Source organism: Castellaniella denitrificans, assembly GCF_042653765.1.
In the GTDB taxonomy this organism is placed as follows: Bacteria; Pseudomonadota; Gammaproteobacteria; order Burkholderiales; family Burkholderiaceae_B; genus Castellaniella; species Castellaniella denitrificans.
Genome location: NZ_JBHSEZ010000003.1, coordinates 97,642 through 123,689, shown reverse-complemented (window position 1 = coordinate 123,689; position 26,048 = coordinate 97,642). Strand labels below are relative to the sequence as shown.

Sequence of the window (26,048 nt, the reverse complement as noted above, 5' to 3'; positions counted from 1 at the left end):
CTGGTCCGCCTGCGCGTCGGCGGCGGCGTCGCGCGCGCCGAGGGCCGCGCGGCCCTCGACGTCGACCGGGAGGCGGGCCGCGCGGGGATCGGCGGCGCCGGTCCGGCTGGCCGAGGCGGCATGGACCGGCCGGGTCTCGGCGGTGGGGACGGCGGCCTGCATCAGGGGCAGGGCGGCGCTGTCCAGGATCAGCGAAAGGGTTTCGTCCGGCCCGAGGGGTTCGCGCCGCTCGGCGGCGTCCGCATCGGCCCGGTCGCCGGTCTTGCCTGTCTGGCGGGATTCGGCCGGCCGGGCGGCGGCGCCGTCCCGCTGCTGCGACAGCACGTTCGAGAAGGCCGGCGCGTCCGTCGCGGCGGCGTCCGCGCCGCGCGCCGGAGCTTCCGCGGACGGCGGGCTGGGACTGGTGACAGGAAGGACGGGCATGTTCATGGCGTGGGCGGATTCAGTGCGGCTGTCGTGTGCGCCGGTACAAGCCGGCCGAGATCTCGTCGCTGGCGCGTTGCTCGCGGCGTTGTTCGCGGTATTGCAACTGGCGGACCTGGCGCGCCTTGAGGGTCTCGTAGGAGTTCAGGCGGCGCTTTTCATCGTGCCATTGCCTGCGTCCGGCCTCGAGGCGCACGTCGATCTGAGCGATGATCATATTTTGCTGGGAAATGGCCTCGTCCAATGTGGCGATAAACTGCCTAAAGTTATGGTAATTCGAGGCCGATAAGCCTTGCTCGGTGGTGTTCTGCAGACGCTTCGTGTAGTCGGCGCGGTAGCCGTCCAGGGTGTTCAGCTGGCCCTGGGCCTCGCGCCGCCGGGCGCTGAGTTCGGACAGGTTGCGCCCGGCCTCGTCGAGCTTGTCCTGGGTCAGGTTGATCAGCACGTCCAGCGGTGTTTCAGGGCTCATGTCCGGTCTCCTGGCCCAGTACGCCGGCCAGCGCGGCCACCGCGGTGGGGTAGTCCACCCGGACGTCGATGCCCTGCTGCAGGTAGCCTTCCAGCCAGGGGTGGCGTTCGATGGCCTGGTCGATTTCAGGGTCGTTGCCCGCGGTGTAGGCGCCGACGGCGATCAGGTCGCGGTTGCGCTGGTACCGGGACATCATGCGCTTGAACAGGTGCACGTGGCGGAACTGGCTGTCGGGCACGATCGCGGACATGACCCGCGAGATCGAGGCCTCGACGTCGATGGCCGGGTAATGGCCGGACTCGGCCAGGCTGCGCGACAGTACGATGTGGCCGTCCAGGATGGCGCGCGCCGAGTCGGCGATCGGGTCCTGCTGGTCGTCGCCTTCCGTCAGCACGGTGTAGAACGCGGTGATGGACCCCGCCGGCCGGTCGCCCTGGGGCGCGCCGTTGCCCGCGCGCTCCACCAGGGTCGGCAGCTTGGCGAACACGGAAGGGGGGTAGCCCTTGGTCGCCGGCGGCTCGCCGATGGCCAGGGCGATCTCGCGCTGGGCCATGGCGTAGCGCGTCAGCGAATCCATGATCAGCAGCACGTGCCTGCCCTGGTCGCGGAAGAACTCCGCCAGCCGGGTGGCGTAGACCGCGCCCTGCAGGCGCAGCAGGGGCGAGACGTCGGCCGGGGCGGCCACCACCACGGACCGGGCCAGGCCGTCGGCACCCAGGTTCAGCTCGATGAATTCCTTGACTTCGCGGCCCCGTTCGCCGATCAGGCCGACCACGATCACGTCGGCCTGGGTGTAGCGGGCCATCATGCCCAGCAGCACGCTCTTGCCCACCCCCGAGCCGGCGAACAGGCCCATGCGCTGGCCGCGGCCGACGGTCAGCAGGCCGTTGATGGCGCGCACGCCCACATCCAGCACGGTGTCCACGGGCGCGCGGGTGAGCGGATTGATCTGCAGGGCCGTCAGGGGCGCCATGTCCAGGTCGGGGGGCAGGGGCTTGCCGTCCAGCGGCCGGCCGGCGCCGTCCAGGACGCGGCCCAGCAAGGCGTTGCCGACCGGCAGGTGGCGCACCTGGTCCGTGACGATGGCGGCTTCGGTCTGCGCGGCGGGATCATCGGGCAGCGGGACCGGATCCAGCCGCAGGGTCTCGGCGGGCACGATGCGGGCGCCCGGGGGCAGGCCGGTGATGTCGCTTTGCGGCATCAGGTAGAGGGTGTCGGCGTGAAAGCCGACGACTTCGGCGTCGGCCCAGCGGTCCTGGTCGGGCGAGACCTGGACCTTGCAGGCGGCGCCGACCGGCAGCTGCAGGCCGGTGGCCTCGAGCACCAGGCCGGTGGCGCGGGTGACGCGACCCTGCCGGCTGGTCGGCTGGCGGGCGGCGACCCGCTGTTCGCAGATTGCGAGCTGCGCCCGCCAGCGTGCGCCGGCGGAACGCGCCGCCGTTTCGTCCGGGTTCATGGCCGCTCGTCCGTCTGGCCCAGCGCGGCGATGATGCGCCGCCAGCGGGTTTCCAGGGTGGCGTCCACGGACCCCAGGGCGGTTTCGGCGATGCAGCCGCCGCGCGTGATGCCTTCGTCGGCGCTCAGGCGGTAGCGGGCCGGGTCCGGGGTCTGCTGCAGGAACGCCCGCACCAGTTCGAGGTCGTCGGGGTGCAGCCGCAGCCGCAGCGCGGCGCCTTGTTCGGGCCGGGCCTGCATGACTTCGCGGACCAGGTCCAGGATGTGGTTGGGATAGTCGCGGATATGGGTGCGCAGCACCTGTTCGGCGATGCGGATGGCCAGCTGGATGACGGACTGGCCGACTTCCTGCTCGATCCGGTCCAGCGCGGTCGCGCAGGCCCCGGCCAGGCCGTCCAGGCGGGCGGCCTGCTCGCGGGCCAGGGCGGCGCCTTCTTCGAGTCCTTGGGCGTGACCCTGGGCATGGCCCTCGGCCCGGCCTTGTTCCAGGCCCTTGGCATGGCCTTCGGCCAGTCCCAGGGCGTGGCCTTGGGCATGGCCTTCGCGGTGGCCCTGTTCGAAGCCGTCCGCGCGCCCCTGGGCCAGGCCTTCCTCGCGCGCCTCGGCGAGCGCCTGGACGCGGCGCCGCGCGAGTTCCGCCTGGTGGCGCGGATCGCGGTCGCTGGCCCGGCGGCCGAGAGGCTGCTTGAGCGCGTCCAGGGATTCCATTTCCCAGCGCTGCCAGCGGGCTCGCGTCGCCAGATCGATGGAAGGCCCGGACTTGTCAGACATACTCGTCGTTGCCCATCGACAGGTTGATCTGGCCGGCGTCGGCGAGCTTGCGCGCCACCATCAGGATGGCCTTCTGCTCGGTTTCGACGCGCGACATGCGCACCGGACCCTGGGCCTCGAGATCGTCGCGCAGGATTTCGGCCGCGCGGTTGGACATGTTCTTGAAGAACTTGGCGCAGAGCTCTTCGCTGGCGCCCTTCAGGGCGATGGTCAGCGAGGCGGTGTCGATTTCCTTCAGGATGAGCTGGATGGCGGCGTCCTCGACGTCGACCAGATTGTCGAACACGAACATCTCGTCGATGATGCGCTGCGCCAGGTCCGCGTCGATCTCGCGCAGGCTGCTGACCACGGCTTCTTCCTCGGCCGTGTTCATGAAGTTCAGGATCTCGGCGGCGGTGCGCACCCCGCCCATCTTCGAGCGCTTGGCGCCCTGGCCGGACAGGACTTCGTTGAGCACTTCGGTGAGCTCGTGCAGCGCGGACGGCTGCACCCCGCCGAAGGTGGCGATACGCATCATCACGTCGTTGCGCAGGCGTTCGTTCAGCAGCGCCAGGATGGCGGAGGCGCGGTCGCGTTCCAGGTGGACCAGGATGGTGGCGATGATCTGCGGGTGTTCGTCGGCGATCAGCTCGGCGACGTTGGCCGGTTCCAGCCAGTTCAGGGCGTCGATGCCCGAGCCCGTGCCTTCGCCGGCCTCCAGGATGTCCTCGATCAGGCCGGCGGCGCGGTCGGTGCCCAGCGCCTTGGTCAGGACGGAACGGATGTAGTCGTCCGAGCCCAGGGTCACGGCCATGAACTGGTCGGCCTCGCGGCGGAAGTCCTCCAGGACCTGGTCGACGTCGGCCCGCGTGATCTGCTTGAGGTTGGCCATGGCCGAGCCGATCTGCTGGACCTCGCGCGAGGACAGGTACTTGAAGACTTCGGCCGCCGCATCCTCGCCGAGGGACATCATCAGGATGGCGCAGCGGGTCAGGTCGTTGTCAGGATTTGGCATTCTTGGGATCCATCCATGAACGCAGCACCATGGCGACGGCGCGCGGATCGCGCTGGGCCAGCTGGCGGGCGGTGTCCAGGTTTTCCTCGTAGCGGTTCATCTCCGAGGCGCGCAGTTCGTCCTGGCGGCGCTGTTCGCGCATGGTTTCCAGGTGGGCCTCGTTCTTGGCGCGCTCGACCTGGGCGTTGGCGAAACCCTGGACGATGGGCCGCACCACCGAGCGCCAGAGGAAGAACAGGACGGCCAGGATCAGGAGAACCTTCAGGACCTGCAGGGCGAGGCCGCGGTATTCCGGATTTTCCCAGGGCTTGAACTTGGGTTCCTGGTCGGTGAAGGCGCTGTTGACCACGCTGAGAGTGTCGCCGCGGTCGGCGGAATAGCCCATGGCCTGCTTGACCAGCGCGTTGATGTCGTCCATTTCGGTCGACTCCAGCGGGGCCGGCTCGCCGTCCTTGTCGCGGTAGTTGACCACCACGGCCACGGACAGGCGCTGCAGCGTGCCCAGTTCGTGCTTGATGTGGCTGACCGTGCGGTCGACTTCGTAGTTGATGGTGGCGTCGTTGCGCACGGAGCCTTGGCTCTGGCGGGCCGCGGTGGCGACGGGCGCGCCGTTGATCGCGGTGGGGCCGCCGGCCTGGGCCGCGGCGCCCTGCTGCGCGCCGGGAGCCTGGGCCTGCGCGCCCTGGGCGGGCGGGTTGGCGGCCGCCGTCTGGACCGGAGCCGTGGCATTGGCCGGGGGTTCGTTGGACAGGGCGCCGGGGACGCCGGCCGGGGGCAGCATGCCGTTCTGCGCCGAATCGCTGGTCTGCTTGCTGCGGACGGCGGCCGTGCCGGGCGTCTCGTTGGGGCGGTAGACCTCGGAGGTCTGCTCGCGCTGGGAGAAGTCCACGGAGGCGCTGACCTGGGCGCGCACGTTGCCCGGGCCGACGATCGGGTTGAGCAGGGTCAGGATGCGCTGGGCCGTGCGCTGCTCGATGTCGTTGATGAAGTTGCGCCGGGTGCTGTCCATGCCGGCCTCGCCGCCCGGCGAGGACATCAGGTGGCCGTCCTGGTCGACGATGGAGACCGATTCGGCGTTGAGCTTGGGCACGCTGGAGGACACCAGCCAGGCGATGGCCGAGACCTGGGATTCGCTGAGGGTGCGGGACGGGTAGAGCGTCAGCAGCACCGAGGCGGTGGGGGCCTCGCGTTCGCGCACGAACAGGGACTGGCGCGGAATGGCGAGGTGCACGCGGGCGGCCTTGACCGGCTGCAGGGCCTCGATGGAGCGGGCGAGTTCGCCTTCGAGGGCGCGCTGGTAGGTAATCTGCTCGGAAAACTGGCTGGCGCCGAATTTCGGCTCGTCCAGCAGTTCGAAGCCCACGCTGCCGCCGCGCGGCAGCCCCTGCTCGGCCAGTTGCAGGCGCAGCGCGTAGACCTGGTCGGCGGGCACCAGGATGGTGGCGCCGTTGTCGGCGAACTTGTAGGGGACGTTGCGCTGGTTGAGGACGGAGACGATGGCGCCGCCGTCGCGCGCTTCCACGTTCGAGAACAGCGTGCGGTATTCGGGTTCGCGCATCCACAGGGCGGCGACGACGAGCAGGGCCAGGATCGCGGCGCCCAGGCCCAGCAGCACCGGCCGGGGCAGGGCCGTCAGCCGCGCCAGGGCGGGGTTGCGGTTCATCCAGTCGGTTGCGGGATTCATCGGATGGAGGGTGCAGAAGAGGCCGCCAGGGCGCGCCCGGGCCAGAAACCGATGGTCTGGATGATGTGCATGCTGTTACGGCAGAATAATGGGATGTTGGCGGCCATTATGGCGGCGATTGGCATTCCGGCAAGCCCTGAAAAACCCCGTTTTTGGGGCTTAGTTAGGATGATCCGCCCGGTTCGCGCGTCCGTGCGGCAAACCGGGGAAGTGTCCGGCCTTATCCCCGCTATTGCGGGGCTTGCCGCCCCGGGGCAGGCCGTATAGTACATCGTCGGCTCGCCGTATTCCCGGCGGCCGGTGTTTCCGCCTTTCTTTCAGAATCATTCGCCATGATGACCTCCCAGGCCCTCGCCAGCGTCGAAAACCTGCTTGCCCAGATGCGCGCCGTGGCGCGCGAATCCCAGGGGCTGTCGGCGCCGCCGGCCGCGCCCGCGGAAGGCGGCGGATTTGCCGCCGAGCTGGCCCGCTCCCTGGATCGTGTGTCCCATGCGCAGAATGCCGCCAATGCCCAGGCGAAGGCCTTCGAGATGGGCGATCCGGACATTTCCCTGAGCAACGTGATGATCGACCTGCAGAAGGCCGGCCTGTCGTTCCAGGCGACGGTGCAGGTCCGCAACCGCCTGGTGGACGCCTACAAGGAAATCGCCAACATGGCGGTCTGATCGCCTGGCGGATCCGGGGCGGCTTGCAAGCCGCGCGGGGCGGACGCTGATTCCGCCGAACGGCATCGGGGCTCCTCGCGGAGCCCTTTCCTTTTCGTGGCGGCGGGATCAGGAGGCCGGCGGGCCGGGGTCTTCGCCCGGCCGGGGCATCGCCGGGCCGGCGGCCGGCGGGGGCGCGTCCTCGCCGGGAGCGCGCCGCACGACGCCGCCCTCGGTATCCAGGGCGTACAGCCAGGCCAGCAGTTCCGCGATGGCGACGTAGAGCTTGGGCGGGATGTGCGCGTCCAGGTCCACCTGCATCAGCAGGCCGACCAGCTCCGGCGATTCGTGCACGTACAGGCCATGTTCGCGCGCGGTGCGCACGATGGTGTCCGCCAGCGTGCCGTAGCCCTTGGCCACGACCCGGGGCGCGGAATCCGCCGGGTCGTAGGTGACGGCGACGGCGCTGGGCCGATGGGGATCAGGAGGCTGCGATTTCATTTTCCCGGGTGTCCGGCGAAGGGGCGTCGGGGCTGTCGTCCTGGGCCAGGACGGACAGTTGGCTGGCCTGCAGCCCCTGGGCCAGCAGCCGGGCGCGCAGCGGTTCGATGGCCTGGCCCAGCCGGTCGGCGGATTGGGGTGCCGTCAGCCGCATGACCAGCTGGTCTCCGGACAGGCTCAGGCGCGCCTGGACTTCTCCCAGGGTCGGCAGGCGCAGGTTCAGGCGGGTGGACCAATGGTCGTCCTGGAAGTCGCGCCCGCCCTCGTCGTCCCGCGGGCGGCGGCGGACTTCCCATTGCATGCCTGCGCCCGGCCAGGCCTCGCCCTGCCAGACGAAGGCCTGATTGGCCAGGACTTCGAGCTGCTGGCGGACCAGCAACTGGGCCTGGGGGTCGATGCCCGGGACGGGCGCGGCATGGGTCTGGCCTGCGGCCGCGTGGGTCTGCGCGGCTTCCGGACCCGAGGTGCCGCCCGCCGTGGCCGGGGCGCCGGAGGCGGGCGCGGCCTGCTGGGTGACCTGTGCCGAGCCGCCGGCCGGCGCCTGCCGGGACGGGATGCGGCCCTGGGGCTCCTGCCGCAGATCCTGGAGCGTGGTCTTGCCCGTGGCCAGTTGCGCGAGGTGGGATTCGTAGAACAGGCCGCTCGTCTGCACGGATTGCGACAAGGCCTGGACGAAGCGCGCGGCCAGGGCGCCGGGCTGCCCCAGCGAAGTGGCGAGCTGGGCCCAGGCCTGGGCGACGCCGCCCGCCTGGGCGGATGGAGCGCCGGATGCCGGCGCGCCCGCGCCGCCCGGCAGGCCGGCCGCGTTGCCGCCGGCGCTCGGGGCGCCGCCGGCATTGGGCAGCAGCGGCGATTGCCCGCGCACGGCCTGGCCGTCCTGGGGAAACTGGTTCAGCAGGGCGAGGATGATGCGGGCGGCGTAGCCCAGCGTGGTCGGGGCGGACTGGGTGGTGCCGTGGAAGGTCGTGCCGCGGCCCAGCAGGTTGTCCAGCTTCATGTCCCGGACGGCCTTGCCGACGGCGGCCTGCTGGCGGCCCTGCTGGCTGGCCTGGTCGACCGCTTCCCGGGGATGGCGCTGGGCCGGATTCTGCAGCGCGCTGGGATTCTCGGGGTTGGCCGGCTGGGGAACGGCCTGGGGACCCGCGCCGGAGGCGAGGTTGGCCTGCTGGCCCAGCGTGGTGCCCAGCACGGCGTCCAGGCGCTGGATCAGCAGCGTGCCGAGGTTGGAAGGGGCCCCGATGCTCATGGCGGCGTGGTTCCTGGATGAGGGGGGCGAACCCTAGTGCGGGCGGACCGTGCTGTAGTAGGCTTTCAGGACGGTGCGCTGGCGCTTGAACGTGCCCAGCAGGTGGCTCAGGCGTTCGAGTTCAGGGGCGATCAGCTGGCGGATCCGGGCGTCGTCGTCGAGGATGCGGGTGAGCAGCTCGCGCCGGGCGTTCTTCTGGTCGTCGTCCAGCGGGTCCAGCGCTTTCAGCCGCTCGACCGCTTCCTGGTAGCGTGCGCCCAGCGCCACCAGTTCGTCCCATTCCTGCGTCTGGGCCTTGGTCAGCATCTGGCCCGACAAATCGGCGATTTCCTGGTAGCGCTCTAGGATGGAGGCGTGCGGCATGCTCAATGGCGGGATTCCGGTCAGTGGCTGGGGGGCGGGTCGCCGAATTGAGGGTCGACGGCCGTGTGCCAGGCGCCGGCCAGGTCGATCAGCATTTTCTCGGCCGTGTCGAGCTTGGCTTCATCGCTGCGCAGGTTGGCCTGCATCAGGTCGCGGATGATGAGCTCGTAGGACGCGATCAGCAGGCGGGCGACCTCGCCGCCGCGTTCGGTGTCCACGCCCGCCTTCAGGCCGGAGTCCACGATGTCGATGGCCTTGGACAGGGCCTTGCCGCGTTCCTGGACGTTGCCGTTGCGCAGGTGATGGCGGGCCTGGGAGATGGCCTTGAGGGCGCCCCGGAACAGCAGCGAGATCAGGCGCTCGGGCGAGGCGCCGAGCACTTCGGTCTCGAGCCCGATGTTGGCATAGGAGCCGGTGGCGCGGGCGGAGCGGGAACGGGGCGCGTAGGTCATGGCCGGTTATTTGCTCTTGCTGCTGCTCAGCGCGCTGAGTTGCTGCGACAGGTAGCTGCTGAGCGAGTTCATCTGGCTGACCATGGCGTCCAGCTGGGTGAACTGGGCGCGGTAGGTCTCCATGCGCTGGTCGATGCGGTCGGACGCGGCGGTGTATTGTTTCTTGATGTCGGCGATGGTCTTGTTCAGGCCGTCGGTGGTGGTGGTGAAGATCCCGTCGGCCTTGGTGAAGGCATCGGCGGCGGTATCCACCCGGCCGCCGATGCCGGTGCCGCTGGTGAACAGGGACTTCACGCCGTCGAGGTTTTCGGACAGGGCCTTGGTGAGCTTGTCGTCGTCGATCTTCAGTTCGCCGGTCTTGGGGTCGGTCGTGATGCCGATCTTCGACAGGTTGGTGCCGTTGGTGGCGTCGAACGCCCCGGAAACCGCGTCGCGCATGCGGGTCTGTACCGAGCGGGCGAGCGAATCGCCGGTCAGGGCGGACGAGGTCTTGGCGTCGACGTTGTAGGCCGTCAGCGTCTTGATCGTGCCCAGGAGGCTGTTGTAGGCGTTTTTGAAGTCTTCGATGGCCTTCTTGGCGGCGCCGTCGTCGCGGGTCAGGGTCAGGTTGGCGGCGCTGGTCGTGGTCTGGCTCAGCGTCAGCTTGACGCCGTCGATCACGTTTTCGATGGTGTTGCTCTGGCTGGTGACGGCGATGCCGTTGATGGTCAGTTCTGCGTTGGAGGCGTCCTGGACCGTGACACCCGCGGTGGATCCGCCGCCCGAGTAGCCCAGGAAGGCTTGCAGGTCGGCGTTGCCGTCGACCGCGATGTTGGTGACGGCATTCTGCTCGCCGGTCTCGCGGCTGGTCAGCAGCAGGCGGTACTGGCTGCCGGGCGTGCCGTCGTTGACGATGGTGGCATTGACCCCGATATCCTTGTCGGCATTGATGGCGGCCACCAGGTCGTTCAGGGACGTGCCCTTGCCGCTCAGGTCGATGGACTTTTCCGTGCCGTCGATCGTGATCTTCAGGGTGCCGCCGGTGCCGATGTCGGTGGTGCGGTCCGCCTGTCCGGCGTAGACCAGGGTCTGGGCCGAGGCGAGCTTGTCGACCTGGATGGCGTACTGGCCCGGGATGGCCGAGCTGTCGGCCGTCGCGGAAAAGGCGTCCGAGCCGGATTTCACCGCGATCGCGCCGAAGGCTTCGGTCTTGCCGACGGCCTGGGCGGCCTTCTGGAGGGATGCGACGGCGTCCTTCAGCTTGCTGTAGGCGGAGAGTTTGGTTTCCGCCGCCGTCTGGCGATCCTTGATGGTGTTCAGGATCTGGCTTTCGTTGGTTTTCAGCTTGTCGAGCAGATCCGTGAGCGGCAGGCCGGACAGGCCGAGGGAAGAGACTGATGCCATGGTGTGATTCTCCGTTCAGCCATTATGCCCCGGTTCGGCGGCGGCAAAGGCGATGTATGGGGTGAGATTTCGTTTCTGTTCGGGGATCAGGCCTGGGTATTCACCCCGGCGCCCTGGAGCTGGACGATCATTTTCGCGACCCGCAGGACGGCTTCGGACGGGATGGTGCGCAGGACGTCGCCGGTCGCGCTGTCGATGATCGAGACGACCAGGCGCTGGGCGTCCTCGTCCATCTCGAAGCGCATGCCGGTGGACCAGGCCTTGAGGCTGTCGTTGACCGATTCGAGGGCCTTTTCGAGTGAGGACTTCGGCGGCTCGATCGGCTGCTTCAGGCCAAGTTCGCGCGAATCGGCCTGCTTGTTGAAGCGGCCGGACTGCGCGTCGTCGACGGGCGTGACCTGGGCGGCGGGATCGGGCTGGGCCGGCAGGCGCTCGGACACGGGAGCCGCCAGACCCAGGCTCGAGGGTGCCAGTTGGTTTCCAATGGGGTGAATCATGCTCGCTCCTGTCCGGATAGGCTTGTTCTGGTCAGGAAGCGCCCGGGGCTCATCCCCCCGGATCGGGCGGATCCTGGATTTTCACTCTGGCATAACGGCGGGATCCGGAAAAACTTTAGGGGAAATGTCCCGGGACCCGGTCGACGGGGGCCGGGCGGGATTCCCTGTGGGGGAAATTCCCGGGGGAAAGCCGCGTTGCTTGAGAAAACATCCGGGGCGTTCATGGTGCATACTTGCATTTTATGATGTGTTTCACGGATTGCGCGATGCCTCTTTCCGAGGACCAGCTGATTGCCCGCCATGCGCCGCTCGTGCGTCGGCAGGCCCTGGCGCTGATCGGCAAGCTGCCGGCCAGCGTCGAACTCGACGACCTGATGCAGGCCGGCATGATGGGGCTGCTGGATGCGGTGCGGCGCTATCGGCAGCAGGCCGACGCGCAATTCGAAACCTATGCGGTCACCCGCATCCGCGGCGCCATGCTGGATGAACTGCGCAGCCAGGACTGGCTGCCGCGCAGCGTGCGCGCCAAGGCGCGCAGCATCGAGGACGCCATCCAGACCCTGCGCCACCGCCTCCTGCGCCCGGCCACCGAGGCCGAGATCGCCGAGGAAATGGGCATGGAACTGGCCGATTACCAGGCGTTGCTCGAAGAAGCGCGCGGCGTCCAGGTGCTGATGTACGAAGACCTGGCCCTGCACCGGGAAGACCACGACGGCGAAGGCGTGCTGGACGCGGTGGCGGGGGGGCAGGGCGGCAATCCCCTGGACTGGCTGATGCGCGAGGGCCTGCGGTCGGTGCTGATCGAGGCGATCCGCAATCTGCCGGAACGCGAGCAGTTGCTGCTGTCGCTGCAGTTCGAGCAGGACCTGAACCAGAAGGAAATCGCCGCCGTCCTGGAAATCACCGAGGGCCGCGTGTCCCAGCTCCGGTCCCAGGCCGTGGCGCGCATCCGGGCTTGGCTGTCCAGCCATTCCTGGGAACCCGACGCCGACGCCGACGACTACGAACATCTCCTGTAGGCGGGCCTCTCGGGCCATGCGCCGTCTTGCGTCCGCGATAAGATTCATTTAATATATATCTTATACGGCACAGACTGCCGGGATCACAGTGGCGAGGGAATCTCATCATGAATATCGATCGTTTCAAGCACCAGCACGTCGAAATCCTCAGCGGCATCAGCCTGCTGCGCCGGCTGTCCCACCAGGGGATCGCCGATCACGCCGTGGACATCGCCCACGAGCTGAAGGCCCTGGCCCAGGTCGTCACCCAGCACCTGGCCATCGAGGACCGCATCCTGTATCCCTCGCTGGAAAAAAGCGGCGACGACCGCATGGCGCGCATGAGCGTGTCCTACCAGAACGATATGCAGGGCATCGCCAGCGCCTTCATCAATTTCGCCCGCCGCTGGGGCAATGCCACGCTGCTGAGCCGCAGTCCGGAGGACTTCCGCGCCGAGGCCAATACGGTGCTGAAGAACGTGCATGACCGGATGCTGCGCGAGAACCGCGAGTTCTACCCGGCCATCGAGGCGCTGTAGGATGAGTCTGGGCACGGAATAGTCCCCGCGGACTGTTCCGTGCCTGGCGAATCGGAGCGCCTTGCAAGGCGCGAGGCGGAGAGATGTCTGGTGGTCCGCTGCGGGCTGTTGCGCCGTTCGTGGCATCAAAACGCATATAATGGCCGGCTAGTTTCCCCCAGCGGCCAAACGAATGAAAACATCCGAGATCCGTCAGAAGTTCCTGTCCTTTTTCGAATCCAAGGGACACCAGATCGTTGCGTCTTCGCCGCTGGTGCCGGGCAACGACCCGACGCTGCTGTTCACCAACGCCGGCATGGTCCAGTTCAAGGACGTCTTCACCGGCAAGGACACCCGGCCCTATCGCCGGGCGACCACCGCGCAGCGCTGCGTGCGCGCGGGCGGCAAGCACAACGACCTGGAAAACGTCGGCTACACCGCCCGGCACCATACTTTCTTCGAAATGCTGGGCAATTTCAGCTTCGGGGACTATTTCAAGCGCGACGCCATCGCGTACGCCTGGACCCTGCTAACCGAAGTCTACGGCCTGCCCAAGGAAAAGCTGTGGGTCACCGTCTACCAGGAAGACGACGAGGCCTACGACATCTGGGCGCAGGAAATCGGGGTGCCCCGCGAGCGCATCATCCGCATCGGCGACAACAAGGGGGCGCGCTACGCCTCGGACAACTTCTGGCAGATGGCCGACACCGGCCCCTGCGGCCCCTGTTCCGAAATCTTCTACGACCACGGCCCGGAGATCTGGGGCGGCCCCCCGGGATCGCCCGAGGAAGACGGCGACCGCTATATCGAGATCTGGAACCTGGTGTTCATGCAGTTCGAGCGCGACGCCCAGGGCACGATGCATCCGCTGCCCAAGCCCTGCGTCGACACCGGCATGGGGCTGGAGCGCATCTCCGCCGTGCTGCAGCACGTCCATTCCAATTACGAGATCGACCTGTTCCAGAGCCTGATCCGCGCCGCCGCGCGCGAGACCGGCTGCGCGGACCTGGCCGACAACTCCCTGAAGGTCATCGCCGACCACATCCGCGCCTGCGGCTTCCTGGTGGTCGACGGCGTGATTCCCGGCAATGAAGGGCGCGGCTACGTGCTGCGCCGCATCATCCGGCGCGCCCTGCGCCATGGGCACAAGCTGGGCCAGAAGGGCCTGTTCTTCCACCGGCTGGTGGCCGATCTGGTGGAACAGATGGGCGGCGCCTACCCCGAACTGGCCGCCCAGCAGGCCCGGGTCGAGCAGGTGCTGCGCCAGGAAGAGGAACGCTTCGGCGAAACCCTGGAAAACGGCATGCGCATCCTGGAATCCGCCCTGGCGGCCCTGCCGGCCGGCCAGGCCCTGGACGGCCAGACGCTGTTCACGCTGTACGACACCTATGGCTTTCCGGTCGACCTGACGGCCGACATCTGCCGCGAGCGCTCCATCCCCGTCGACCTGGACGGCTTCGAGCAGGCCATGGCGCACCAGCGCGAGCAGGCGCGCGCCGCCGGCAAGTTCAAGGCGGCCGCCGATCTGGTCTACGACGGTGTGGACACCCGTTTCGACGGCTACGAGCATCTCGAGGGCGAGGGCACGGTGACGGCCCTGTACGTGGATGGCACCTCGGTCGCCTCGATCGCCCAGGGGCAGGAGGCCGTGGTCGTGCTGGACGCCACGCCCTTCTATGCCGAGTCGGGCGGTCAGGTGGGCGACACGGGCCTGATCCGCAACGCGGCGGCCCGCTTCCAGGTCGCCGATACACAGAAGATCCAGAGCACGGTCTTCGGCCATCATGGCCGGCTGGCCGAGGGTACGCTGGCGGTGGGCGACGTGGTGCGGACCCAGGTGGACGGCCAGCGCCGCGCCGACACGATGCGCAACCATTCGGCCACCCACCTGATGCACAAGGCGCTGCGCCAGGTGCTGGGCGAGCACGTCCAGCAGCGCGGCTCGCTGGTCGATCCGGACAAGACCCGCTTCGATTTCGCGCACGACGCGCCCATGACGGCCGAGCAGATCGCCCAGGTGGAGGTCATCGTCAACGATGAAATCCTGGCCAACCAGGCGGTGCGGGCGCAACACATGGCCTACGACGAGGCCGTGGCCGGCGGGGCGATGGCCCTGTTCGGCGAAAAATACGGCGACGTGGTGCGGGTGCTGGACATCGGCTTCTCGCGCGAACTGTGCGGCGGCACCCACGTGGCGCGCACGGGCGACATCGGCCTGTTCAAGATCGTGTCCGAAGGCGGCGTGGCCGCCGGCATCCGCCGGGTCGAGGCCATCACCGGACGCAACACCCTGGCCTGGGTGCAGCAGACCCGCGGCACGCTGGACCAGGCGGCCGGGCTGCTCAAGACCCAGCCCGCCGAGGTGCCGGACCGCATCCAGGCCCTGCAGCAGCAGACGCGCCAGATCGAGCGCGAGCTGGAACGCCTGCAGGACAAGCTGGCCGCCGCCGCCGGTTCCGACCTGGCCGGCCAGGCCGTGGACGTCGCCGGGGTGAAGCTGCTGGCCGCGCGGCTGGCGGGCGTGGACCCCAAGGCGCTGCGCGGCATGGTCGACCAGCTCAAGTCGAAACTGCCCGGCGCGGTGATCCTGCTGGCCGCCGTGGCCGACGACAAGATCAGCCTGGTGGGCGGCGTCAGTCCCGAACTGACGGCGCGCGTCAAGGCCGGCGATCTGGTGGGCTCCGTGGCCGCCCAGGTGGGCGGCAAAGGCGGCGGCCGCCCGGACATGGCGATGGGCGGCGGCTCCGACGTGGCGTCGCTGGACGGCGCCCTGGCCGGCGTGCGGGCCTGGCTGGCGGCGCGGCTGGAAGCGTCGTGACGCAGCCATTGCCGCGGGCGGACGAGGAGATCGACGCCCGGGGGCTGAACTGCCCCCTGCCGATCCTGCGCACCAAGAAAGCCCTGGCCCGCCTGGAAAGCGGCCAGGTGCTGGCCGTGCTGACCACCGATCCGCATGCGGGCCGGGATTTCCAGGCGTTCTGCCAGCAGACCGGCAACGCGCTGCTGGCGCAGCGGGCGCGCGACGACGGCGTCCAGGTGCATTACGTCCAGCGCCGCTGAGGCTTGGATGTGTTGTTTTTCACGGCATTCGCAGGCCGTTCGTCCGCATCCATTGCGGACACGGCCTGTGTGATGCTAAAATTTTGCGTTTTTCACAGCATTTTCAAAGGATTATCAATGGTTGTGATTCGTCTGGCCCGCGGCGGCTCGAAGAAGCGTCCCTTCTACAATGTCGTTGCTGCCGATTCGCGTAATCGCCGCGATGGCCGTTTCATCGAACGCGTGGGTTTCTACAACCCCCTCGCCGGTGAAGGTCAGGAAAACCTGCGCCTGGCCCTGGATCGCGTCCAGCACTGGGTGGATCAGGGCGCCCAGCTGTCCGACACGGCCGCCCGCCTGGTGAAGGAATATTCCGCCAAGGTCGCGTCCGCCGCCTGATCGCGGTCCGTCGTGCCGGCGATGGCCGATTCCGCATTCCTGGATGCCGCGCCGCCGGACGATCTGGTCGAGGTCGGCCGGGTGGCCGCGGCCCACGGCGTGCGCGGCGGGCTGAAGATCCAGCCGTATTCGCCCCAGGCGGACGCCCTGCTGGGCGCCCCGGTCTGGTGGCTCAAGGCGCCCGATCCCGCGCTGGGAACGGGTGCCTCGGCGCGTCCGCGCGGCCTGAAGATCCGCGCCTGCCGCCGCCAGGCGGGGCAGTTCCTGGTGGCCCAGGCCGACGGGGTCGCCGATCGCGACGCGGCCGAAGCGCTGCGGGGGCATACCGTCTGGGTGCCCCGGGCCGCGTTTCCTTCGGCGGCCGATGACGAATATTATTGGGTCGACCTGATCGGCTGTGATTTCCACGGCATGGGCGACGATGGCCCCCGGCTGCTGGGGCGTGTCGACCAGGTGCTGGACAATGGCGCCCATGCCGTGCTGCAGGTGGCCCTGGGAGCGCCGGACGCCCGGGGCGTCTTCCAGCCTCTGGCCGATGCGCGGGGCCGGCCGCGCCACGTCCTGGTGCCTTTCGTGGCGGCGCACGTGCAGCACGTCGATATCCAGGCCCGCCGTATCGACAGCGACTGGCCGGCCGATTTCTGAATCTGAAGCCTTCGAACAATTGGACGCGCCATGCCACGTCGCTTGTCCACCTCGCCGCTTGCAAGCGGCCCGGATTCGTCGGGCGCGGCCCAGCCCGCAGGGTCCGGCCTGTGCCCCGCCTCATCCATGCGATTTGATCTGATCACGCTGTTTCCCGAGATGTTCGCCGCCGTGCGCGACCAGGGCGTCAGCGGCCGCGCGCATGCCCGGGGCATCTGGTCCCTGCGGACCTGGAACCCGCGCGATTTCACGACCGACGTGCATCGCACGGTGGACGACCGCCCCTACGGCGGCGGTCCGGGCATGGTGATGCTGGCCGAACCCCTGGCCCTGGCGGTCGAGGCGGTGCGTGCCGCCCGCTTGCGGGACGGCGCCGACCCCCCGGGCGCGCCGGCGCCCGTCGTGCTGCTGTCGCCGGCCGGCCGGACGCATGACCAGGCCGGCGCCCAGCGCTGGGCGGACGGTACGGGCGCCATCCTGATCTGCGGCCGCTACGAGGGCATCGACCAGCGTTTCATCGACCGCTACGTGGACGAGGAAGTGTCGCTGGGGGATTTCGTGCTGTCGGGCGGGGAACTGGGAGCCATGGTCCTGATGGACAGCGTGGTGCGCCTGTTGCCGGGCGTGCTGCACGATGCCGAATCCGCCGTGCAGGATTCCTTCAACCCCGCCCTGAGCGGCCTGCTGGACAGCCCGCACTACACGCGGCCCGAAGTCTGGCGCGGCGACGCCGTGCCCGAACCCCTGCTGTCCGGCCACCATGCCCGCATCGTCGCCTGGCGGCGGGACCGGTCCCTGGCGCTGACGGCGGCACGCCGTCCCGACCTGATCGACCGCGCCCGCTCCGCGGGCGACCTGGACGCGCGCGACGAGCGTGCGCTGGAACAGGCGGATCGGCCGGCGAAGCCCGCCGACGCCTGACGGGCGTTCATCGTTCCCGGGGTTTCGCCTGCGGCGCCCGGGCCTGCAGCGGCTGGGCGGCGGACCGGGCATAGTATTGCCGCCCGACCCAGGCGGCCTCGGGGCCCCTGGGCGCCGAGCAATCGGCGCCGGGCGGGCAGGACAGCGGGTCGTCCTCCGCGTAGCGTAGGTAGATTTCCGTCTTGCGGGCCGTCTGGGCCGCATCCAGATTGGCCTGGAGCTCCTGGCTGGGGTAGTTCAGGTAGGCCGTGCGGGAATACGGGCCCGGGGCGAGCGCCAGGGCGGCATCGACCAGCCGGGCTCCAGCGATGTGGTCGGGATGGTCGTGCCCGGCGCAGCGCCAGCACAGCGACCGGTAGGGAATCGTGATCGAGGGGTCCATCAGGCGGACGGCCTGGGGGCGTTCCTGGCGGATCAGGTCGGCCAGCAGGCGGACCAGTTCCCCGCGCGTGTAGGTGTCCGGGTAGGGGGCGTAGGATCGCACGCGGGCATGGGGCACGGATTCCAGCCGGCTCAGGGGCGTCAGGCTGCCCCAGCCGGCGCCCAGCCAGGGATCGGGCAAGCGCAGCATGATGAGCTGGATGCGCGGGTTGGCGCGCAGGGTGTGGCGCACCAGGGTGTGCTGGCCGACCGTCAGGCCGTCCGTGTTCCAGGCGTCCGCCGCGCCGGCCATGTCGGCGTAGGCGGCCATGATGCCGCGCTCGCGCGCCAGGGTGTAGCCCAGGCCCTCGCCCCGGTCGCCGGCCGTCAGGTAGACCGTGCGCACGCAGCGGCCCTGGCGGATCGCGTCATCCTGGTCGGGATTCATGAACAGCAGGTCGTCGTCGGGGTGGGCGACGAAGCTCAGCACCTTGCCGGCCGCGCAGTCCGTGGGCGCTTGCGCGGCGGCCTGCACGGTGGCTCTCGGGGCGGCCGGCGTGATCGTCGGCAGGGCCGCCCGGGCCGCTGGAGGAGGCATCAGGGCCAGGAGGAGCGGCAGGAGCAGCACGGGCAGGAGCCCGCGGCCCGCACGATGTTTCCGGGAGCTAGGCGCCGATGGAGGGTAGGGCATGATGTGTGGGGCCGTCGGGTGAAGGGGATCCAGCGTTGCCGGCGGCGTCGGCGCCGGCGTGAATGGGCCGGGACGACGATGCGGGCCGGCACGGCCAGGCCGCCCAGGCCCTGGCGGCGGACAAGAAATTTTACGGAATGCCGGTCCGGAAGTTAAGGCTTTAAGCAGAGGGGGACGAACGCCGCCGCCCGTGTGTCGCGCGTTCGACACACGGGCGGCGCGCCCGGAGGGCGGGATCAGGAGCGGGCGGTCAGCAGCCGGGGCGGCTGGGAATGGCGCCGTGCGCGCGGGCTGTCCGGGTATTCCGGCGCGTCCTGGCGGGCCGATGCGTCGAGGCGGAAGAACGCCACCAGGTCGACCAGGGTGTCGGCCTGTTCCTGCAGGCTGGCCGCCGCGGCGGCCGACTCTTCCACCAGGCTGGCGTTCTGCCGGGTGACGTCGTCCATCTGCGTGACCGCCAGATTGATCTCCTCGATGCCGGTGGTCTGCTCGCGGCTGGCCGCGCTGATCTCGCCCATGATGTCGGTGACGCGGTTGATGCCGTCGACGATGTCCCGCATCGTGGCGCCGGCGCGCGCGGCCTGCTCGTTGCCCTTGGCGGTGGACTCGACCGAGGTGTCGATCAGGCTCTTGATCTCCTTGGCCGCGCCGGCCGAGCGCTGGGCGAGCGCCCGGACCTCGGAGGCCACCACGGCGAAGCCGCGGCCCTGCTCGCCGGCGCGGGCTGCCTCGACCGCGGCGTTCAGGGCGAGGATGTTGGTCTGGAAGGCGATGGAGTCGATGACGCCGATGATGTCGGCGACCTGCTGCCCCCTGGCGTCGATTTCGCTCATGGTGGAGACGAGCTCGGCGACGGCGGAGCCGCCATCGGTGGCCGTCCGGCCCGCCGAGGCGGCCAGGGTGTTGGCCTGCTGGGCGTTGTCGGCGTTCTGGCGCACGGTGGCGGTGATTTCCTCCATCGTGGCGGCGGTCTCGGCCAGGGAGCTGGCCTGTTCTTCCGTGCGCGAGGACAGGTCCAGGTTGCCGGCGGTGATCTGGCTCGAGGCCGAGGCGATGGAATCCGCGCCGGCGCGGACCTTGCTGACGATTTCGGCCAGGCGGTCGCGCATGTCCCGCAGGGCGAACAGCAGGCTGGTGCTGTCCTGGGCCTTCAGTTCGATGGGGACCGCCAGGTCGCCGGTGGCGATCCGGTTCAGGATGGCCGTGGCGTAGGCGGGCTCGCCGCCCAGCTGGCGCAGCAGCGCCCGGGTGATGAGGAAATTAGCCAGGGCGGCCAGCAGGCTGAGCAGTACGATGCCGCCGCCGAGCAGGGTGCGGGTGCGGGACAGGCTGTCGGCGCGGTCGTTCAGCACGGATTCCAGTTGCGTCAGGGCGATCTGGTTCAACTGGTACTGGGCGTCGATGGCCTGCGTGTAGCGGGCGAAGAAATCGGCGGCCGGGAACCGCAGGGCCTGCGCCTGGATGATTTCCTTCTGGGCCAGTTCGATGGCCTGGCGGGCTTCCTGGAGCGCCGTCCGGCCCGGCTCGGCCAGGCCGGCGCCGAGTTCGGGGTACTGCCGGATGGCGCTTTCCAGCGTGTCATTCAGGCTGATGTAGTGTTCCTCGGCGCGGTTGATCAGCACCATGATCCGCAGCCGTTCGGCGTCGGACGCTTCATGGCGCGTCAGCAGGCCCGAGCCCTGGGCGCGTGTCTGGCCGAACAGCTCGGTCAGCATGGGCACCTGGTTCAGCGCCATGTCGACCAGGTAGTAGCCCTGCGCCTGCGGGTCGAAGCTCAGCCCGTAGTGCTGCAGCAGCAGGGATTTCACCCGCAACAGGCGGGCGATCAGCTCGACGTGGGCCTGGAAGCTGTCGGCGGGTGCGAGGCTTTTCCGGGCCACCTGGGCTTCGAGCGAAGTCCAGCCCTGGCGGACTTCCTGCCAGGCGGACAGCAGCGCCGGGGCCAGGACATCCTGGCGCAGCGCGGCGTCCAGCGCCTCGAAGGCCTGATCGGTTTCGCCCTGCAGGGCGGTGCGCCGGGCTTCGGCGGACGCGTCGCCGTTGAGCGTGATCATCGCCAGGCCGCGGTGCTGCTGTGCCAGCTGCAGGGTTTTCATCAGCAGGCGCATCGGCCGCAGGCCGCTCGATTCCTGCCGGGTCGCCTGGATGGTCTTGCCGGATTCGTGCACGTACAGGATGAAGGGCGCGGCGACCAGCACCACGCCGAAGAGCGCCAGCACGGCGAATTTCTGCCAGAGGCGGAGCCGGTTCAAGGCGGCGTCGAGGGAGCTTTGTTTCATGTGGGCGTTCCGGTCGGTACGGCGCTCCGGGAGGGGGCGCCGACGATGGCTCAATTGTTGAGCAATTGTAAAGTTGGGCCCGTGGAGAAACATTGCGCCGATCCGGACAACCCGGGAGACTGAGCGGTCTTTAATCTAGATCAATGTTTTTGGATGTAGATGGGGGTGATTTGAGTCTTTGATGCCACAAGTTGGCGGATCTGCTGATGGACTTTGGCTGTCGCATGCAGAAGAATGGCGCTGACCGGCTCCGATCGCGGATCGGCCGTCCGGGCCTTGTGGATGCCAATCATGTCGATCGAGCGTATTTCCCTGCCCGAGCTGCGGCTCGGGATGTACATCCACAAACTGGAGGGCGACTGGTTCCGGCACCCTTTCTGGCGCGGCAGCTTCCTGCTGACCCGCATGCAGGACCTCGAGGCGATCCGGGCCTCCGGCATCCAGAATTTCTGGATCGATACGGCCAAGGGCCTTGGTCCGGCCGACCCGGCCGTCGCGGGGGCGGATGCCCGGCCCGCGGACCTGGTCCGGCATGATGCCATCCCTGGTTCCGGCCCCCAGGAAGAGCCCGAGGCGCATGTTTCCCTGGAAGAAGAAATCGAACAGGCCCGCAGCCTGTGCCTGTCCGCGCACAACCAGGTCATGGGGATGTTCGAGGAAGCCCGGATGGGCCGCGCCATCGATCCCGAGGCCACCCTCCCGCTGGTGCGCCAGATCGCCGACTCGGTCGGCCGCCACCCCCAGGCCCTGTTCAGCGTGGCCCGGCTCAAGACGCGCGACAACTACACCTATCTGCATTCGGTGGCGGTCTGCGCGCTGATGCTGGCGCTGTCCCGCCAGCTGAAGTTGGACGCCGTCCTGACCCGGCAGGCGGGCCTGGGCGGGCTGATGCACGATCTGGGCAAGGCGGCCATCCCGCTGGAGATTCTGAATAAGCCCGGCCGGCTGTCGGACGCCGAGTTCGACATCATGAAGAGCCATCCGTTCCTGGGGGCGACGATGCTGCGGGAAGGCGGGGCGGACGAGGCGATCCAGACCATCGCCTTGCATCACCATGAGAAATTCGACGGCACAGGCTATCCCGACCGGCTGTCCGGGCGCGGCATCCCGCTGCTGGCCCGCATGGGCGCCGTGTGCGACGTCTACGATGCCGTGACTTCCGAGCGCGCCTACAAGGCGCCCTGGAATCCCGCCGAAACCATGCGCCGCATGGCCAGCTGGACGGGACACTTCGATCGCCCCATCTTCGAGGCCTTCGTCAAGACGGTGGGCATCTATCCGATCGGCTCGCTCGTGCGCCTGAAGTCCCGGCGCCTGGCCGTCGTGATGGGATCGGATACCCGTTCCCTGCTGCTGCCGCGGGTCAAGGCCTTTTTCTGCTTGGAGACCCGCAGGATATGCCCGGAGGAATGCCTGGACCTGAGCGATCCGGCATGCGATGACCGGATCCTGCAGGCGGAGGATCCGGCCGCCTGGAACCTCACGGGGCTGGAGGCGTACTGGATGCCGGGTCGCCCCTTGCCGTAGCGGCCGGCGAGGCGCGAGTCCGTCCGGACCGGGGAGACGGAGCGGATGGCCGGATGGAGCGCTCTAGGCCCGGGCCATGGATGTTTCGGGCGTTTCCGCCTCGTCGTCCTCCGCGCGGACGGTGGGGATCGTGTGCGATTCGTCGATGTGGCCCAGGTGCCGCCGGGTCGCGGCCAGCACCAGGACGCCCAGCATGACGGCGGCGGCCCCGACCCAGTAGGGCACGTGGTCGTCGATGGTCTCGCCCAGGTAGCCCGCCAGCCAGGGTGCGACCGCGCCGCCGCTGAAGCGCACGAAGCTGTAGGCCGCCGAGGCCACGCCGCGTTCCACCGGGGCCGCCTTCATCACGGTTTCGGTCACCAGCGTGTTGTTGATCCCGAGGAACAGGCCGGCCGCGACCACGCCGACCACCAGCACCGCCTTGTGGTCGGTCCAGATCGCCATCATCGCCAGCACCAGGGCGAAACCCGTGAGCGCGATGAGGATCGAGCGGACCGTGCCGAAGCTGCCCTGCAGCCGGGGCGCCAGGATCACCGAGGCGAAGGCCAGCATCACGCCCCAGCCGAAGAAGATCAGCCCGACCTGCTGGGCTGTCATGTCTAGCGGGAACGGGGTATAGGCGAGCAGGGTGAAAAAGCCGAAGTTGTAGAGCAGGGCGGTCAGGGCGACGCCCAGCAGGCCCGGGTGTCTCAGTGCCCGGAACGGATCGCGCAGCGAGCTGGGCCTGGGCCGGGCGGCCGCGCCGGGCAGCAGGAAGAGGGTGACCAGGAACGCGATCGCCATCAGCACGGAAACCCCGAAGAACGGTCCGCGCCACGAGATCGAGCCCAGCACCCCGCCGATCAGCGGGCCGGCGGCGATGCCGACGCCCAGCGCCGCTTCGTAGAAGATGATGGCGTCGCGCACCGAGCCCGACGAGGCGCTGACGATGGCCGTCAGCGCGGTGGCGACGAACAGGGCGTTGCCCAGGCCCCAGATGGCGCGGTAGCCGACGATGGCGCGGATCGAATCGGACAGGCCGGCCAGCCCGGCGCCCACGATGATGACCGCCAGCCCGAGCAGCAGGGTCGGCTTGACGCCCAGGCGGCTGGAGACGGCGCTGGTGATCAGCATCGCCAGGCCCATGACGGCCATGTAGCTGGTGAAGAGCAGCGAAGTCTGCGAAGGCGTGGCTCCCAGGGAGTCGGCGATGGGTTTCAGGATCGGATCGACCAGCCCGATGCCCATGAAGGCGATGACACAGGCGAACGCCACCGCCAGCACGGCTTTCGGTTGTCGCAGCAGGTTCATGATGAATGCGGTTCCTCGATGATGATTGAAGGGTTCGATCGATGTGCGATCGCGATCGATCGGCGCCCGGCCGGTCAGCGGCCGGGCGCCTGGCGATAGGCCGCGTCCAGCAGCGCCGACAGCGCCCGCAGGGCGTCCCGCAGGCGCGCGCGGTCCGCCGCGTCCAGCCGGTCGACCAGGGATTCGACGATGCCGGCGCGGGCCTGGCGGATCTCGGCCAGCGCATGCCGGCCCCGGGCCGTCAGGGAAATCCGGGCGGCCCGGGCGTCGTCCGGGTCGGGGGCGCGGCTGACCAGCCCCTGCGCCTCCAGGCGGTGGACCTGGGTGGTCATGGTGGGCTGGGTGCAGCGTTCGGCCCGCGCCAGGTCGCCGATGCGGGCGGTTTCCAGTTCGTCGATCAACGACAGGACGCGCGCCTGCGCCAGCGGCAGCGTCCAGGCCGTATGGCGCGTCACCCAGCGGTTGAGCCGGACGATGCGGTCCAGCAGCTCGGCCCCCGGAGAGGCCGCGGACGGGTGCTCCTGCATGTCGGTTCCTGATCAATTACATAGTCTATCTATGTAAATTATAGGAGGAAAGCTCCGGAAGCGGAAGAGGGGGCCGGCATGGCGCGGGTCAGCGGGTTGCTGGCCGCGCAGGGCCCGTACCGCGCACGACAGCGCTTCCTGGCAGCCGGTCGTGACGACTGCTGGCTTTTCTCTATCCGATGCTGGGCTGAGGATCCGGCTTTCCCTGGGGGAATCCGGGATCCGTCCGATGGAGCCGTCTCCACGGCCGGCGCCCGGGGCTGGGCCGCGGAGCCGAAAAAAAACCGCCTGACGAATCAGGCGGTTGGGCATTTCTGGTGGAGACGAGGAGGATCGAACTCCCGACCTTCGCATTGCGAACGCGACGCTCTCCCAGCTGAGCTACGTCCCCGAAAGACGTGCATTCTAGCACAGAAAAAGACCGGTGCGAGCCCTTGGGCCGCCCGCCTTTTCCATCGGGGCGTCGTGACAGGCGAAGAAGGCGCGGCCTTGGCCGGGCGCCGGGCCGTGCGGCGACGATATAATGCCGGATCGATTTCAATCTCAGGTTTATCCGGACCCTCCATGAGCACAACCATTCTTGAAAACCTGCCGATCGGGCAGAAGGTCGGCATTGCCTTTTCGGGCGGGCTGGACACCAGCGCCGCGCTGCTGTGGATGAAGAACAAGGGCGCGCTGCCTTTCGCCTACACGGCGAACCTGGGGCAGCCCGACGAGCCGGATTACGACGAGATCCCCCGCAAGGCCCTGCGCTACGGCGCCCAGGGCGCGCGCCTGGTGGACTGCCGCGCGCAACTGGTGGCCGAGGGCATCGCCGCCCTGCAGTGCAGCGCCTTCCACATTTCCACCGGCGGGGTCACGTACTTCAACACCACGCCCATCGGCCGCGCGGTGACGGGCACGATGCTGGTGTCGGCCATGCGCGAGGACGACGTCCACATCTGGGGCGACGGCAGCACGTTCAAGGGCAACGACATCGAGCGCTTCTACCGCTACGGCCTGCTGACCAATCCGGACCTGAAGATCTACAAGCCCTGGCTGGACCAGCAGTTCATCGATGAACTCGGCGGCCGCGCCGAGATGTCGCAGTACATGCAGGAAAACGGCTTCGACTACAAGATGTCGGCGGAAAAGGCCTATTCCACGGACTCCAACATGCTGGGCGCCACGCACGAGGCCAAGGACCTGGAACATCTCGATTCCGGCATCCGCATCGTCCAGCCCATCATGGGCGTGGCGTTCTGGAAGCCCGAGGTCGAGGTCAAGGCTGAGGAAGTCACGGTGCGCTTCGAGCAGGGCCAGCCGGTGGCCCTGAACGGGGTGGAATACGCCGATCCGGTCGAACTGATGCTGGAGGCCAACCGCATCGGCGGGCGCCATGGCCTGGGCATGAGCGACCAGATCGAGAACCGCATCATCGAGGCCAAGAGCCGCGGCATCTACGAGGCCCCGGGCATGGCGCTGCTGCACATCGCCTACGAGCGCCTGGTGACCGGCATCCACAACGAGGACACGATCGAGCAGTACCGCATCAACGGCCTGCGCCTGGGCCGCCTGCTGTACCAGGGCCGCTGGTTCGATCCCCAGGCCATCATGCTGCGCGAGACCGCGCAGCGCTGGGTGGCGCGCGCCATCACCGGCGAGGTCGCCCTGGAACTGCGCCGGGGCAATGACTATTCTATCCTGGACACGCGTTCGCCCAACCTGACCTATCACCCCGACCGCCTGACGATGGAAAAGGGCGAATCGATGTTCTCGCCGCTGGACCGCATCGGCCAGCTGACGATGCGCAACCTGGACATCGTGGACACGCGCGCCAAGCTGTTCACCTACACCCAGACGGGGCTGCTGACCAAGACCGGCCAGTCCGACATCCCCCAGCTGAAGCAGGATCCGCCGGCGAAGTGATCCGGGCGGGGGCGCCGGGCGCTCCCAGCATGCTGCGCGGCACGGGGCTCCCTTCGGGGAGCCC

Annotated in this window: 26 protein-coding genes, 1 tRNA gene and 1 pseudogene; 10 read left to right on the top strand and 18 right to left on the bottom strand. The window is 68.8% G+C overall.

What is annotated here, in order from left to right; genetic code table 11:
* From ACFO27_RS06085 to fliF, 6 genes and pseudogenes are all read right to left on the bottom strand, one after another.
* Nucleotides 1-423: pseudogene (locus ACFO27_RS06085) on the bottom strand (hypothetical protein); the annotation flags it as partial.
* Nucleotides 424-442: 19 nt separating this feature from the next.
* Complete coding sequence (gene fliJ, locus ACFO27_RS06080) at nucleotides 443-892, bottom strand: flagellar export protein FliJ (protein WP_376816526.1); 450 nt, start codon at nucleotides 890-892, stop codon at nucleotides 443-445.
* The gene (gene fliI / locus ACFO27_RS06075) at nucleotides 882-2,348 is read right to left on the bottom strand and encodes a flagellar protein export ATPase FliI (protein ID WP_376816525.1); all 1,467 of its coding nucleotides are present in this window, start codon (nucleotides 2,346-2,348) and stop codon (nucleotides 882-884) included. Before fliI ends, fliJ begins: the two co-directional genes overlap by 11 nt.
* Entirely contained in the window at nucleotides 2,345-3,118 is a 774-nt protein-coding gene (gene fliH, locus ACFO27_RS06070; RefSeq protein WP_376816524.1) for a flagellar assembly protein FliH, read from the bottom strand. Before fliH ends, fliI begins: the two co-directional genes overlap by 4 nt.
* Nucleotides 3,111-4,112, bottom strand: coding sequence for a flagellar motor switch protein FliG (gene fliG, locus ACFO27_RS06065; RefSeq protein ID WP_376816523.1), 1,002 nt, complete (start codon nucleotides 4,110-4,112; stop codon nucleotides 3,111-3,113). The genes fliH and fliG overlap by 8 nt, the downstream gene beginning before the upstream one ends.
* The gene (gene fliF / locus ACFO27_RS06060; RefSeq protein ID WP_376816522.1) at nucleotides 4,099-5,796 is read right to left on the bottom strand and encodes a flagellar basal-body MS-ring/collar protein FliF; all 1,698 of its coding nucleotides are present in this window, start codon (nucleotides 5,794-5,796) and stop codon (nucleotides 4,099-4,101) included. Before fliF ends, fliG begins: the two co-directional genes overlap by 14 nt.
* Before the next feature lie 335 nt (nucleotides 5,797-6,131).
* Between fliF and fliE the strand changes: the two genes are divergently transcribed.
* On the top strand, nucleotides 6,132-6,461 hold the full coding sequence (fliE, locus tag ACFO27_RS06055) for a flagellar hook-basal body complex protein FliE (protein WP_323025656.1): 330 nt from the start codon (nucleotides 6,132-6,134) through the stop codon (nucleotides 6,459-6,461).
* 108 nt (nucleotides 6,462-6,569) lie between these two features.
* Here fliE and ACFO27_RS06050 read toward each other — a convergent pair whose 3' ends face one another.
* From ACFO27_RS06050 to ACFO27_RS06025, 6 genes are all read right to left on the bottom strand, one after another.
* Nucleotides 6,570-6,941: an EscU/YscU/HrcU family type III secretion system export apparatus switch protein gene (locus tag ACFO27_RS06050; protein ID WP_376816521.1), complete on the bottom strand. Its 372-nt coding sequence runs from the start codon at nucleotides 6,939-6,941 to the stop codon at nucleotides 6,570-6,572.
* Nucleotides 6,922-8,187, bottom strand: a complete 1,266-nt coding sequence (gene fliK, locus ACFO27_RS06045; RefSeq protein WP_376816520.1) for a flagellar hook-length control protein FliK — start codon at nucleotides 8,185-8,187, stop codon at nucleotides 6,922-6,924. Before fliK ends, ACFO27_RS06050 begins: the two co-directional genes overlap by 20 nt.
* A 33-nt stretch (nucleotides 8,188-8,220) precedes the next feature.
* Nucleotides 8,221-8,550 (bottom strand): flagellar protein FliT, encoded by a 330-nt coding sequence (locus ACFO27_RS06040; protein WP_323025657.1) that lies wholly within the window; start codon nucleotides 8,548-8,550, stop codon nucleotides 8,221-8,223.
* Between the two features lie 20 nt (nucleotides 8,551-8,570).
* The gene (gene fliS, locus ACFO27_RS06035) at nucleotides 8,571-9,002 is read right to left on the bottom strand and encodes a flagellar export chaperone FliS (protein WP_376816519.1); all 432 of its coding nucleotides are present in this window, start codon (nucleotides 9,000-9,002) and stop codon (nucleotides 8,571-8,573) included.
* 6 nt (nucleotides 9,003-9,008) lie between these two features.
* A complete protein-coding gene (gene fliD / locus ACFO27_RS06030) occupies nucleotides 9,009-10,385 on the bottom strand; it encodes a flagellar filament capping protein FliD (RefSeq protein ID WP_376816518.1) in 1,377 nt (458 codons plus the stop codon).
* 86 nt (nucleotides 10,386-10,471) lie between these two features.
* A complete protein-coding gene (locus ACFO27_RS06025) occupies nucleotides 10,472-10,882 on the bottom strand; it encodes a flagellar protein FlaG (protein WP_376816517.1) in 411 nt (136 codons plus the stop codon).
* 266 nt (nucleotides 10,883-11,148) lie between these two features.
* On the opposite strand from ACFO27_RS06025, the gene ACFO27_RS06020 reads away from it, so the two are divergent.
* The 7 genes from ACFO27_RS06020 (at nucleotide 11,149) to trmD (ending at nucleotide 17,402) form a co-directional block, all read left to right on the top strand.
* Nucleotides 11,149-11,901: an RNA polymerase sigma factor FliA gene (locus tag ACFO27_RS06020; RefSeq protein ID WP_376816516.1), complete on the top strand. Its 753-nt coding sequence runs from the start codon at nucleotides 11,149-11,151 to the stop codon at nucleotides 11,899-11,901.
* A gap of 107 nt (nucleotides 11,902-12,008) precedes the next feature.
* Nucleotides 12,009-12,419, top strand: a complete 411-nt coding sequence (locus ACFO27_RS06015; RefSeq protein WP_376816515.1) for a hemerythrin domain-containing protein — start codon at nucleotides 12,009-12,011, stop codon at nucleotides 12,417-12,419.
* Nucleotides 12,420-12,591: 172 nt separating this feature from the next.
* Nucleotides 12,592-15,216: an alanine--tRNA ligase gene (gene alaS / locus ACFO27_RS06010; RefSeq protein ID WP_376816514.1), complete on the top strand. Its 2,625-nt coding sequence runs from the start codon at nucleotides 12,592-12,594 to the stop codon at nucleotides 15,214-15,216.
* Nucleotides 15,213-15,458: a sulfurtransferase TusA family protein gene (locus ACFO27_RS06005; protein WP_376816513.1), complete on the top strand. Its 246-nt coding sequence runs from the start codon at nucleotides 15,213-15,215 to the stop codon at nucleotides 15,456-15,458. Before alaS ends, ACFO27_RS06005 begins: the two co-directional genes overlap by 4 nt.
* 117 nt (nucleotides 15,459-15,575) lie before the next feature.
* Entirely contained in the window at nucleotides 15,576-15,836 is a 261-nt protein-coding gene (gene rpsP, locus ACFO27_RS06000) for a 30S ribosomal protein S16 (protein WP_043683076.1), read from the top strand.
* A 21-nt stretch (nucleotides 15,837-15,857) separates the two neighbouring features.
* The gene (gene rimM / locus ACFO27_RS05995) at nucleotides 15,858-16,481 is read left to right on the top strand and encodes a ribosome maturation factor RimM (RefSeq protein WP_376816512.1); all 624 of its coding nucleotides are present in this window, start codon (nucleotides 15,858-15,860) and stop codon (nucleotides 16,479-16,481) included.
* 126 nt (nucleotides 16,482-16,607) lie between these two features.
* Nucleotides 16,608-17,402 carry a tRNA (guanosine(37)-N1)-methyltransferase TrmD gene (gene trmD, locus ACFO27_RS05990; protein WP_376816511.1) on the top strand — a complete coding sequence of 265 codons (795 nt, stop codon included), beginning with the start codon at nucleotides 16,608-16,610 and terminating at the stop codon, nucleotides 17,400-17,402.
* A 7-nt stretch (nucleotides 17,403-17,409) separates the two neighbouring features.
* On the opposite strand, the gene ACFO27_RS05985 is transcribed toward trmD, so the two are convergent.
* From ACFO27_RS05985 to ACFO27_RS05975, 3 genes are all read right to left on the bottom strand, one after another.
* Nucleotides 17,410-18,390, bottom strand: coding sequence for a PIG-L family deacetylase (locus ACFO27_RS05985; RefSeq protein WP_376816510.1), 981 nt, complete (start codon nucleotides 18,388-18,390; stop codon nucleotides 17,410-17,412).
* Between the two features lie 299 nt (nucleotides 18,391-18,689).
* On the bottom strand, nucleotides 18,690-20,732 hold the full coding sequence (locus ACFO27_RS16530; RefSeq protein ID WP_415830973.1) for a methyl-accepting chemotaxis protein: 2,043 nt from the start codon (nucleotides 20,730-20,732) through the stop codon (nucleotides 18,690-18,692).
* A gap of 140 nt (nucleotides 20,733-20,872) precedes the next feature.
* Nucleotides 20,873-21,025 carry a hypothetical protein gene (locus ACFO27_RS05975; RefSeq protein WP_376816509.1) on the bottom strand — a complete coding sequence of 51 codons (153 nt, stop codon included), beginning with the start codon at nucleotides 21,023-21,025 and terminating at the stop codon, nucleotides 20,873-20,875.
* Between ACFO27_RS05975 and ACFO27_RS05970 the strand changes: the two genes are divergently transcribed.
* Nucleotides 21,024-22,259 (top strand): HD-GYP domain-containing protein, encoded by a 1,236-nt coding sequence (locus ACFO27_RS05970; RefSeq protein WP_376816508.1) that lies wholly within the window; start codon nucleotides 21,024-21,026, stop codon nucleotides 22,257-22,259. The two genes, ACFO27_RS05975 and ACFO27_RS05970, sit on opposite strands and share 2 nt — an antisense overlap.
* 63 nt (nucleotides 22,260-22,322) lie before the next feature.
* On the opposite strand, the gene ACFO27_RS05965 is transcribed toward ACFO27_RS05970, so the two are convergent.
* The 3 genes from ACFO27_RS05965 to ACFO27_RS05955 all read right to left on the bottom strand — a co-directional run bounded on the left by ACFO27_RS05965 (nucleotide 22,323) and on the right by ACFO27_RS05955 (nucleotide 24,467).
* A complete protein-coding gene (locus ACFO27_RS05965; RefSeq protein ID WP_376816507.1) occupies nucleotides 22,323-23,549 on the bottom strand; it encodes an MFS transporter in 1,227 nt (408 codons plus the stop codon).
* A 74-nt stretch (nucleotides 23,550-23,623) separates the two neighbouring features.
* On the bottom strand, nucleotides 23,624-24,076 hold the full coding sequence (locus ACFO27_RS05960; protein WP_376816506.1) for a MarR family winged helix-turn-helix transcriptional regulator: 453 nt from the start codon (nucleotides 24,074-24,076) through the stop codon (nucleotides 23,624-23,626).
* Nucleotides 24,077-24,391: 315 nt separating this feature from the next.
* Nucleotides 24,392-24,467 (bottom strand) — tRNA-Ala (locus tag ACFO27_RS05955).
* A 173-nt stretch (nucleotides 24,468-24,640) separates the two neighbouring features.
* Here ACFO27_RS05955 and argG point away from each other — a divergent pair.
* The gene (gene argG, locus ACFO27_RS05950; protein ID WP_323025590.1) at nucleotides 24,641-25,984 is read left to right on the top strand and encodes an argininosuccinate synthase; all 1,344 of its coding nucleotides are present in this window, start codon (nucleotides 24,641-24,643) and stop codon (nucleotides 25,982-25,984) included.
* Nucleotides 25,985-26,048: the final 64 nt, after the last annotated feature.

Excerpts from the sequence above, each read along its gene's own strand:
- ACFO27_RS05975 (WP_376816509.1), bottom strand. The coding sequence starts at position 21,025 with ATGATTGGCATCCACAAGGCCCGGACGGCCGATCCGCGATCGGAGCCG.
- fliS (WP_376816519.1), bottom strand. The coding sequence starts at position 9,002 with ATGACCTACGCGCCCCGTTCCCGCTCCGCCCGCGCCACCGGCTCCTAT.
- fliJ (WP_376816526.1), bottom strand. The coding sequence starts at position 892 with ATGAGCCCTGAAACACCGCTGGACGTGCTGATCAACCTGACCCAGGAC.
- fliD (WP_376816518.1), bottom strand. The coding sequence starts at position 10,385 with ATGGCATCAGTCTCTTCCCTCGGCCTGTCCGGCCTGCCGCTCACGGAT.
- fliG (WP_376816523.1), bottom strand. The coding sequence starts at position 4,112 with ATGCCAAATCCTGACAACGACCTGACCCGCTGCGCCATCCTGATGATG.
- ACFO27_RS06020 (WP_376816516.1), top strand. The coding sequence starts at position 11,149 with ATGCCTCTTTCCGAGGACCAGCTGATTGCCCGCCATGCGCCGCTCGTG.
- trmD (WP_376816511.1), top strand. The coding sequence starts at position 16,608 with ATGCGATTTGATCTGATCACGCTGTTTCCCGAGATGTTCGCCGCCGTG.
- fliI (WP_376816525.1), bottom strand. The coding sequence starts at position 2,348 with ATGAACCCGGACGAAACGGCGGCGCGTTCCGCCGGCGCACGCTGGCGG.
- ACFO27_RS05970 (WP_376816508.1), top strand. The coding sequence starts at position 21,024 with ATGTCGATCGAGCGTATTTCCCTGCCCGAGCTGCGGCTCGGGATGTAC.
- rimM (WP_376816512.1), top strand. The coding sequence starts at position 15,858 with ATGGCCGATTCCGCATTCCTGGATGCCGCGCCGCCGGACGATCTGGTC.
- alaS (WP_376816514.1), top strand. The coding sequence starts at position 12,592 with ATGAAAACATCCGAGATCCGTCAGAAGTTCCTGTCCTTTTTCGAATCC.
- ACFO27_RS16530 (WP_415830973.1), bottom strand. The coding sequence starts at position 20,732 with ATGAAACAAAGCTCCCTCGACGCCGCCTTGAACCGGCTCCGCCTCTGG.
- ACFO27_RS06050 (WP_376816521.1), bottom strand. The coding sequence starts at position 6,941 with ATGAAATCGCAGCCTCCTGATCCCCATCGGCCCAGCGCCGTCGCCGTC.
- argG (WP_323025590.1), top strand. The coding sequence starts at position 24,641 with ATGAGCACAACCATTCTTGAAAACCTGCCGATCGGGCAGAAGGTCGGC.
- ACFO27_RS06025 (WP_376816517.1), bottom strand. The coding sequence starts at position 10,882 with ATGATTCACCCCATTGGAAACCAACTGGCACCCTCGAGCCTGGGTCTG.
- fliE (WP_323025656.1), top strand. The coding sequence starts at position 6,132 with ATGACCTCCCAGGCCCTCGCCAGCGTCGAAAACCTGCTTGCCCAGATG.
- fliK (WP_376816520.1), bottom strand. The coding sequence starts at position 8,187 with ATGAGCATCGGGGCCCCTTCCAACCTCGGCACGCTGCTGATCCAGCGC.
- fliH (WP_376816524.1), bottom strand. The coding sequence starts at position 3,118 with ATGTCTGACAAGTCCGGGCCTTCCATCGATCTGGCGACGCGAGCCCGC.
- ACFO27_RS05965 (WP_376816507.1), bottom strand. The coding sequence starts at position 23,549 with ATGAACCTGCTGCGACAACCGAAAGCCGTGCTGGCGGTGGCGTTCGCC.
- ACFO27_RS05960 (WP_376816506.1), bottom strand. The coding sequence starts at position 24,076 with ATGCAGGAGCACCCGTCCGCGGCCTCTCCGGGGGCCGAGCTGCTGGAC.
- ACFO27_RS06015 (WP_376816515.1), top strand. The coding sequence starts at position 12,009 with ATGAATATCGATCGTTTCAAGCACCAGCACGTCGAAATCCTCAGCGGC.
- ACFO27_RS06040 (WP_323025657.1), bottom strand. The coding sequence starts at position 8,550 with ATGCCGCACGCCTCCATCCTAGAGCGCTACCAGGAAATCGCCGATTTG.
- rpsP (WP_043683076.1), top strand. The coding sequence starts at position 15,576 with ATGGTTGTGATTCGTCTGGCCCGCGGCGGCTCGAAGAAGCGTCCCTTC.
- fliF (WP_376816522.1), bottom strand. The coding sequence starts at position 5,796 with ATGAATCCCGCAACCGACTGGATGAACCGCAACCCCGCCCTGGCGCGG.